An 8959-nucleotide genomic window follows, 5' to 3' on the forward strand; every position below is an offset into this window, starting at 1 on the left:
CACTCCCCCCGACCTCCTCGGGGTCGAGGCCGCCCGGCTCCTCGGCGGCCTCGGGGGGCGGTTCGGGCACGAACAGGCTCAGCAGCGCCGACACCAGCACCAGCACCGCGGCGCCCAGCACACCGCCCGCGATCCCCATGAGGTCGATCAGGCCGCCGGACAGCGGACCGGCCACCGCCCCGCCCACGCCCAGAGCCGTGGACATCCACCCGAAGGCCTCGGCCCGCCGCCGCGCGGGGGCCAGGTCGCCCAGACGGCCCATGACCGCGGCCAGGGTCGGCGCCAGCGCCATACCGGACAGGAACAGCAGCGGTGTGATCAGCAGCGGTGTCGACAGCTGCGCGAACGGCGGTACGAACGGCACCAGCACCGCCACGCCCAGCGCCGAGCCGAAGCAGCGGCGCACCAGGTGGGGGCGTCCGCGCAGCGCGCCCGCGATCGCCCCGCCCACCAGCGACCCCAGCGCCCACACCGACGCCAGCACCATCACGTACTGCGGGGCGCCGAGCTCGTTGGCCCACGCCACGATCACCAGGTCCACGCCCATGATCCCGCTGACCATCAGCAGGCACATGAGGAACAGCGCCACCAGCGCCGGGCTGCGCAGCAGACTCCGGCGGGGACCGGACGGCTCCTCACCGGCTCCCTCCCCGGTCGGCGCGGGGCCGGTCACCCCGGCCCGGCGCAGCCCGAGCGCGAACCCGAGCGAACCGAGCAGGGCCACCGCCGACAGCAGCACCAGCGCCCAGCGCGCACCGGCGAAGGCCACCACTCCAGCGGTCATGATCGGGGAGAAGACGAAGAGCAGCTCCTGGGTGGTCGCCTCGGCCGCGTAGATCGCCTGCCGTTCGGGGCCGCGCGTCAGCCGCGGCCACAGCGCCCGCACGATCTGGTTGGCCGGGGAGCCGAACAGCCCGGTGCCCAGCGCCAGCGGGAGCGAGAGCCACCACAGCCGCTCGGGCAGCAGGACCAGGCCCAGCAGCCCCGCGCTGAACACCACGCCGCACACCAGCACCAGCCGGTCGGTTCCGCCCCGGTCGGCCATCCGCCCGCGCAGCGGTCCCACCAGCGCGATGCCCAGGGTGAAGGCGCCCGCGACCAGCCCGGCCAGGGTGTAGGAGCCGGTCCACCCCTCCACCAGGAAGGTGACCGCGATCATCAGCCCCGGCATGTAGAAGCGCGCGGCCAGGGACCAGGCCAGCAGGGGAAGCACGTGGGGGACGGCGAAGAGCCGTCGGTAGTTCGCGAGCACACCCCGATTATGCAGATGTCGAGGACATCGGGCGATCGCTTTGACGGCCTGTGCAGAGCGCCCGTTTGTACGTGCTGGACAGTCCGGACGCGCCGCGCGGGGAGCCGTTATCGGCCCGCACCCGGGACACGTTCTGGTCCCACGCCGGAACGGCCTCCGGTGTACGGAGCCCCTGGTAGGGCATGATCGGATTCTGTGAGGGACGTTCAGCTGGCACGGTTGGCCGAGCAGCACGGAGTCGCGACGACCTACGAGGACTGGCGGGGGCGCAGGGTCCCGGTCAGCCCCGACACCATCCGCCATGTCCTGGCCGCCCTGGGCGTGGACCCGGCGGCCCCGGACGCGGGGGCGGCGCCGGGCCCGCTGCCGCCCGCGGTCGTCGTCCGCGAGGGCAAGGCGCCCGACCTCGTGCTCGCCGAGGGGACGCACAGCGTCGTCGAGACCTGCGGCGGCTCCCTGCTGCCCTTCGGCCCCGGGCTGCCGCTGGGCGTGCACACCCTGCGCGTCACCGACGGCGCCGCCGAGCACACCGCGCCCCTGCTCGTGGCCCCCGACCGCATCGAACCCAGCGCGCTCAGGGACCACCCGCGCCTGTGGGGGATCATGGCGCAGGTCTACAGCGTGCGCTCCCGCGCCTCCTGGGGCACCGGCGACCTGCGCGACCTCGCCGAGCTCGCCGACTGGAGCGCGCGCGACCTGGGCGCCGACTTCGCCCTGATCAACCCGGTGCACGCCACCGAGCCGCTGCCCCCGGTGGAGCCCTCGCCCTACCTGCCGGTCAGCCGCCGCTACGCCAGCCCCCTCTACATCCGCATCGAGGACGTGCCCGAGTACGCCCGGCTCGACCCCGCCCAGCGCGAGGGCATCCAGCGCCTGGCCCGGCCGCTGCGCGAACGCGGCCGCACCGCCGACCTCCTCGACCGCGACTCCGTGTGGAGGGCCAAGCGCGCCGCCCTGGAGGTCCTCTTCGAGTCGCCCCGCGCCCCCGGCCGCGAGGCCTCCCTGCGCGCCTACCTCGAACGCGAGGGCCGACCGCTGGTCGAGTTCGCCACCTGGTCGGCCCTGGCCGAGCGGCACGGCACCGACTACCGGACCTGGCCGCAGGGGCTGCGCGGGGTCCACAGCCGCGACGTCGGGGAGGAGGCCCTGCGCCGGTGGCCCGCCGTGGAGTTCCACCGCTGGCTCCAGTGGATCCTCGACGAGCAGCTCTCCCAGGCGCAGACCACCGCCGAGACCGGCGGGATGGCCGTCGGCATCGTGCACGACCTGGCCATCGGGGTGCAGGCGGGCGGCGCGGACGCGTGGATGTACGGGGACGCCCTCGTGCCCGGCCTGCACGTGGGGGCGCCCCCGGACGAGTTCAACCGGCAGGGGCAGGACTGGGGCCAGCCGCCCTGGCACCCCCGGCGCCTGGCCGGGCGCGGCTACGAACCGTTCCGCCAGATCCTGGCCCAGGCGTTCCGCTACGCGGGCGGGGTCCGCATCGACCACGTCATGGGCATGTTCCGGCTCTGGTGCGTGCCCGAGGGCGCCTCCGCGGCCGAGGGCACCTACGTCAGGTTCGACCACGAGGGCATGGTGGGCACGCTCGCCCTGGCCGCCCACCGGGCGGACGCCGTCGTGGTCGGGGAGGACCTGGGCACCGTGGAGCCGTGGGTGCGCGAACACCTCGCCGACCGCGGGATCCTCGGCACCTCCGTGCTGTGGTTCGAGCAGGACGCCGACGGCCGCCCGCGCCCGCCGGAGGAGTGGCGCACCGACTGCCTGGCCACGGTCGCCACCCACGACCTGCCGCCGGTGGCGTCGTTCCTGTCCACCGAGCACGTCGAGCTGCGCGACCGGCTGGGCCTGCTCGGCCGCCCCGTGGAGGAGGAGCGCGCCGACGCCGAGTCGCGGGTGGAACGCTGGCGCGAGCTCCTCGTGGAGCTGGGCCTGCTCGACGAGGACGTGGACCCCGTGGCCGACCCGGCCGCCGTGGTGGCGGCCATGCACGCCTACCTGGTGGCCACCCCCGCCCGCATGATCGGGGTCGCGCTCACCGACGTGGTGGGGGAGCGGCGCATGCAGAACCAGCCCGGCACCAGCGACGAGTACCCGAACTGGCGCATCCCGCTCACCAGCGGCGAGGGAGAGCCGGTCCTGGTGGACGAACTGCTCGCCGACCCGCGCATGGTGGCGCGCATCCGCCGCACCCTCGGGCCTGTCGGCCGGCGGGACCACGCTCCCTAACGGGCCGTCCGGAACCTTTGCCGAGTGACGCGGGGGCCCTGGACCGCGTCTTGGCCGGTCTCGGCGGCCGAGGCCCGCTGCGAGCACCGGGTCACGGCGGGGAGGGCGGCCGGGCCGAACACGCGCGCGCCCGCTCCGCCGTCGCAGGCGGGGCGGGCGCGCGGTCCCTTCCTACTCCTGACGCTCGCCCGCGGCGATGTCGGTGGCCCGGGCGCGCAGGGCCCGCTCCACCCCCGCGCGGCCCTCGACCAGCAGGCGGCGCAGCGCCGGGGCCGGGTCGGACTCGGCGATGTAGGCGTCCGTGCGCTCCAGCGTCGCCTCCTCCACCAGACCGCTCGGGTACACCACCTCGGCGAAGGTCTGCGCGAACTCGCCCGTCCACTTCTCCCAGGCCGGGCCCAGCTGCGCGAAGTACCTCTCCACGTACGGCCGGTACAGCTCGGCCTGGCCCGGCTCGGTGAAGCCCAGCAGGACCGCGCGGAACTCGGCGTTGGCGAGCTCCTCGCCCACGATCCGCTCCCACGCCGCGGCCTTGGCCTCGGCGGTGGGGATGGCGGCGCGGGCCCCGGCGGCGTTGCGCTGCCCGGCCGCGGTGGCGTCGCGCTCCAGCTCGGCGGCGATCTCCGCCTCCCCGGCCTTGCCCGTCGCGACCAGGCGGCGCAGCAGCGTCCACCGCAGGTCGGTGTCCACGACCAGCCCGTCCACGGTGATCGCGCCGTCCAGCAGGCCCTGGAGCAGGGACAGGTGGGCGTCGCTCGCCGCCGAGGCGGCCAGCGCGTTGGCGTAGGCCAGCTGCAGGTCGCCGCCCGGCTCGGCCGCGGTCAGCAGCTCGCGCAGCCGCTCGGAGAGCTGCTCGAAGCCGAACGGGCGCCACGCCGGGTCGGCGTACATGTGCAGAGCCGAGTTGGCCTGGCGCAGCAGGGTCTGGGCGACCATGACGTCGTCCACGCCGCTGATCCCGGAGATGACCAGGGAGACGTAGTCGCGGGCGGCCATCTCGCCGTCGCGGGTCATGTCCCAGGCGGCGCCGAAGGCCAGCGCGCGGGGCAGGGACTCGCGGATCTCGCCGACGCCCTCCACCACGGTGCGCAGGGAGCGCTCGTCCAGGCGGACCTTGGTGAAGGTCAGGTCGTCGTCGTTGATCAGGACCAGGTCCGGCCGGACCCGGCCGACCAGCTCCGGCACCTCGGTGCGCTCGCCGCGCACGTCCAGCTCCACGCGCTCGCGGCGCACGACGCCCTCGTCGGTGCGGTCGTACAGGCCGATCGCCAGGCGGTGCGAGCGCAGCGTCGGGTGGTCGGCCGGGGCCTCCTGGAGCACGGTGAACGAGGTGAAGCGGCCCTCGGCGTCCACCTCGAACTCCGGGCGCATCGTGTTGACGCCCGTGGTCTCCAGCCAGTCGCGCGACCAGCCCGACAGGTCGCGGCCCGAGGCGGCCTCCAGGTGCTTGAGCAGGTCACGCAGCTCGGTGTTGCCGAACGCGTTCTCCTTGAAGTAGGCGCGCACGCCCGCGAAGAACGCGTCCACGCCCACGTACGCCGCGAGTTGCTTGAGCACCGAGGCGCCCTTGGCGTAGGTGATGCCGTCGAAGTTGACCTCGACCGCCTGGATGTCGACCATGTCGGCGGCGACCGGGTGGGTGGAGGGCAGCTGGTCCTGGCGCAGCGCCCAGCTCTTCTCCACGTTCGCGAACGTCGTCCAGGCGTCGGTCCACTTGGTGGCGTTGGCCTGGCAGTACACGCTGGCGTAGGTCGCGAACGACTCGTTCAGCCACAGGTCGTCCCACCAGCGCATGGTGACCAGGTCACCGAACCACATGTGCGCCATCTCGTGCAGGATCGTCTCGGCGCGGCGCTCGTAACGGGCGTCGGTGACCCTCGAACGGAAGACGTAGTCCTCCAGGAACGTGACCGCGCCCGCGTTCTCCATGGCGCCCGCGTTGAACTCGGGCACGAACAGCTGGTCGTACTTGCCGAACGGGTAGCGCAGGTCGAACAGGCCGTGGAAGAAGTCGAAGCCCTGCTTGGTGACCTCGAACAGGGCGTCGGAGTCCAGGTGCTCGGCCAGCGAGGCGCGGCAGTACAGCCCCAGCGGGATGCCGTCGTGCTCGTCGCGCACCACGTGGTACGGGCCCGCGATCAGCGCGGTGATGTAGGTGGACATCACCGGCGTGGCCGGGAAGTGCCAGCGCACCCGCTCCTCGCCCGCGGCCTCGCGCTCCACGTCGGGCGCGCTGTTGGACACGACCTCCCACGAGGGGGGAGCGAACACCGTCAGCTCGAAGGTCGCCTTCAGGTCGGGCTGGTCGAAGCACGCGAACATGCGGTGCGCGTCGGCCGTCTCGAACTGGGTGTACAGGTACACCGAGTCGTCGACCGGGTCCACGAACCGGTGCAGGCCCTCTCCGGTGCGCATGTACACGGCGTCGGCGACGACCGTCAGCTCGTTGTCCGCGGCCACCTCGGGGAGGACGAGGCGCTCGCCGTCGAACAGCTCGGCCGCGTCCAGCTCGGCTCCGTTCAGCGTCGCCGTGCGGATCGCGGGGGCGGCCAGCTCGACGAACGTCCGCGCCCCGGGCTCCGAGCTGGAGAACCGGATCACGGTGGTGGACCTGAAGGTCTCGGCACCGGTGGTCAGGTCCAGCTCCACGGCGTAGGAGTCGACGCTGAGAATCCGCGCACGCTCACGAGCCTCGTCCCGTGTCAGGTTCCCTGCCACGCCACGCTCCCTCCACGGCCGCCGTCGTCGCCGGCCGGATCATTGCCGACCACGGCGAGTCCGCCGCCTGGGGTGGAGCGTCGTCGGGGCCGGAGGTCGTCTTCCACTCGACCCGATCCTGCCACGCGCCGGGACGGAATGCGCAACCGATAACCGGGGTTGCACTCCTACGACGTGAAGTGTGCACACCTTTTCGCGATCCGAGGAGCAGCGATGACGCAGACCTTCGACCCCGGTGACGGGCAGGAGACCGTCCACGCGGACATGTGGTTCGACCCCGCCTGCCCGTGGGCCTGGATCACCTCGCGCTGGCTCGTCGAGGTGGAGAGGGTCCGGCCGGTCCGTGTGCGCTGGCACGTGATGAGCCTGGGCGTGCTCAACGAGGGACGCGACCTGCCCGAGGACTACCGCGCGAGCATCGACGGGTCCTGGGAGGCGGTGCGGGTGTGCGTCGCCGCCGAACAGCGCTTCGGCCCCGAGGTCCTGGGCGGCCTGTACACGGCCCTGGGCACCCGCTTCCACAACAGCGGCGAACCGCGCACCACGGACACGATCCGCGCGGCGCTGGCCGAGGCCGGACTGCCCGAGGACCTGGCCGAGGCGGGTGCGTCCACCGACTACGACCAGGCCCTGCGCGCCTCGCACGCCGAGGCGATGAAGCTGGTCGGCGAGGACGTGGGCACCCCCGTGGTCCAGGTCGCCGACACCGCCTTCTTCGGACCGGTCGTCACGCCGATCCCGCGCGGCGAGGCTGCCGGCAGGCTCTGGGACGGCGTGCTCCTGGTCGCCGGGACCGACGGGTTCTTCGAACTCAAGCGGACCCGCACCCGGGACCCCGTCTTCGACTGACCCGCGTCCGCCGGGCCCCGGCCCGGCGGGGCGGACGGCCGCGCCGCGCCCGCGGGGGTGCACACTGGAGGCGAACACCGGCGGCGGGCCCCCCGCCCGCCGCGACGAACGCGAAGGGGGCGGGGGACCGTGTCCGGACCCGACGACGAGCGCAGGGTCGACTTCCTCGACGACCTCGACATCCTGCCCGACACCACCGGCGACGAGAGGGGCCCCGGCTGGGGCGACTCCGACGACGACTCCACCGCGCGCCTCCTCGCGGAGCGCCCACCGCACTGGGACTGATCCGGCGGGCGACCGGTCCCGCGGTCGGTCCCCGGACAGGTCCGGGGACCCGTACCGGGGCCGGTCCGGTGCCTTCCACGGGGGCCGCGCAGGATCCCCGGTATCGGGGAAAGCACCGGCCCGGAGCCCCGGGCTGGCCAACCCGAATCGCGTTCTGCGACAGTGGGGCCATGCGATCCCTCTACATCGACGGCGCCTGGCGCGACTCCGCCTCCAGCGAGGCACTGGACGTGGTCAACCCGGCGACCGAGCAGGTCATCGACACCGTTCCGGCCGGGGCCGCCGAGGACGTCGACGCCGCGGTCGCGGCGGCAGCGGCGGCCCTGCCCGCCTGGTCCGCCCTCACGCCCGGGCAGCGCGTCACCCACCTGGCCAAGGCCCTGGAGCTGTTCAACGCCCGCATCGACGACATCGCCGCGGAGCTCACCCGGGACATGGGCGCCCCCGCGGTGTTCGCACGCAAGGTCCAGGCGGGCCTGCCCGCCCTCATGTTCCAGACCTACATCGACCTGGTCGAGGAGAGCGGCGAGCGCTACTTCGGCGGCGAGCGGGTGGGCAACTCGCTCATCGTGCGCGAGCCCGTCGGCGTGGTCGGCGCCATCACCCCGTGGAACTACCCGCTCCACCAGATCGTGCTCAAGGTCGTCCCCGCCCTCCTGGCGGGCAACACCGTCGTCCTCAAGCCCAGCGAGGTCGCCCCGCTCAGCGCCTACGCCCTCACCGAGGTGTTCCACGAGGCGGGCCTGCCCGCGGGCGTGTTCAACCTGGTGTCGGGCACCGGCCCGGTCGTGGGCGAGGCCATCGCCGCCCACCCCCGCGTGGACATGGTGTCCTTCACCGGCTCCACGCGCGCCGGGACCCGGGTCAGCCAGGTCGCCGCGGAGACCGTCAAGAAGGTCGCCCTGGAGCTGGGCGGCAAGTCCCCCAACGTCATCCTGCCCGACGCCGACCTGGTCAAGGCGGTCAAGCGCGGCGTCGCCGACGTCATGCGCAACACCGGGCAGAGCTGCAACGCGCTCACCCGCATGCTGGTGCACCGCGACTCCTACGAGGAGGCCGTCGCCCTGGCCGCCGAGTCCGCGGCCAAGTACGCGCCCGGCGACCCCGCGGACGAGGCCACCCGCATGGGCCCGCTGGTCTCCGCCGACCAGCTGGAGCGGGTCCGCTCCTACCTCGCGCTCGGAGTGGAGGAGGGCGCCCGCCTGGTCACCGGCGGCCCCGAACCGGTCCGGGGCCGCCCGGACGGCTACTACGTCAACCCCACGGTCTTCGCCGACGTGAGCAACGACATGCGCGTCGCCCAGGAGGAGATCTTCGGGCCCGTGCTGGTGCTGATCCCCTACGACACGGAGGAGGAGGCCGTCGCCATCGCCAACGACACCGTGTACGGGCTCAACGCCGCGGTGTGGTCCGGCGACCCCGAGCGCGGCCTGGCCGTCGCCCGGCGCCTGCGGGCCGGACAGGTGGAGGTCAACGGCGGCGCCCTCAACCCCCGCGCCCCCTTCGGCGGCTACAAGCGCTCCGGCAACGGCCGTGAGTGGGGCGCCCACGGCCTGGAGGAGTTCTGCGAGGTCAAGGCCGTCCAGCTGTGACGCCGGGCGTGCGCCGGGCCCCGCGGAGCCCGGC

6 protein-coding genes are annotated in these 8959 nt (G+C 73.8%); 4 read left to right on the forward strand and 2 right to left on the reverse strand.

Going from position 1 to position 8959, the window contains the following annotated elements:
- The coding region (locus tag DQW06_RS11870; protein WP_157983410.1) for an MFS transporter at positions 1-1252 on the reverse strand (1252 nt) is incomplete at its 3' end.
- Positions 1253-1447: 195 nt separating this feature from the next.
- On the opposite strand from DQW06_RS11870, the gene malQ reads away from it, so the two are divergent.
- On the forward strand, positions 1448-3481 hold the full coding sequence (gene malQ, locus DQW06_RS11875; protein WP_071622542.1) for a 4-alpha-glucanotransferase: 2034 nt from the start codon (positions 1448-1450) through the stop codon (positions 3479-3481).
- Positions 3482-3652: 171 nt separating this feature from the next.
- On the opposite strand, the gene pepN is transcribed toward malQ, so the two are convergent.
- Positions 3653-6199, reverse strand: coding sequence for an aminopeptidase N (gene pepN, locus DQW06_RS11880; RefSeq protein ID WP_013154425.1), 2547 nt, complete (start codon positions 6197-6199; stop codon positions 3653-3655).
- A gap of 213 nt (positions 6200-6412) precedes the next feature.
- Here pepN and DQW06_RS11885 point away from each other — a divergent pair, with 213 nt between their 5' ends.
- The 3 genes from DQW06_RS11885 (at position 6413) to DQW06_RS11890 (ending at position 8925) form a co-directional block, all read left to right on the forward strand.
- Entirely contained in the window at positions 6413-7048 is a 636-nt protein-coding gene (locus tag DQW06_RS11885) for a DsbA family protein (protein ID WP_117198430.1), read from the forward strand.
- Positions 7049-7177: 129 nt separating this feature from the next.
- Entirely contained in the window at positions 7178-7333 is a 156-nt protein-coding gene (locus DQW06_RS29215; RefSeq protein WP_013154423.1) for a hypothetical protein, read from the forward strand.
- 170 nt (positions 7334-7503) lie between these two features.
- A complete protein-coding gene (locus DQW06_RS11890; RefSeq protein ID WP_013154422.1) occupies positions 7504-8925 on the forward strand; it encodes an aldehyde dehydrogenase family protein in 1422 nt (473 codons plus the stop codon).
- Positions 8926-8959: the final 34 nt, after the last annotated feature.

The organism is Nocardiopsis sp. TNDT3, from assembly GCF_003427465.1.
Taxonomy (GTDB): Bacteria; Actinomycetota; Actinomycetes; order Streptosporangiales; family Streptosporangiaceae; genus Nocardiopsis; species Nocardiopsis dassonvillei.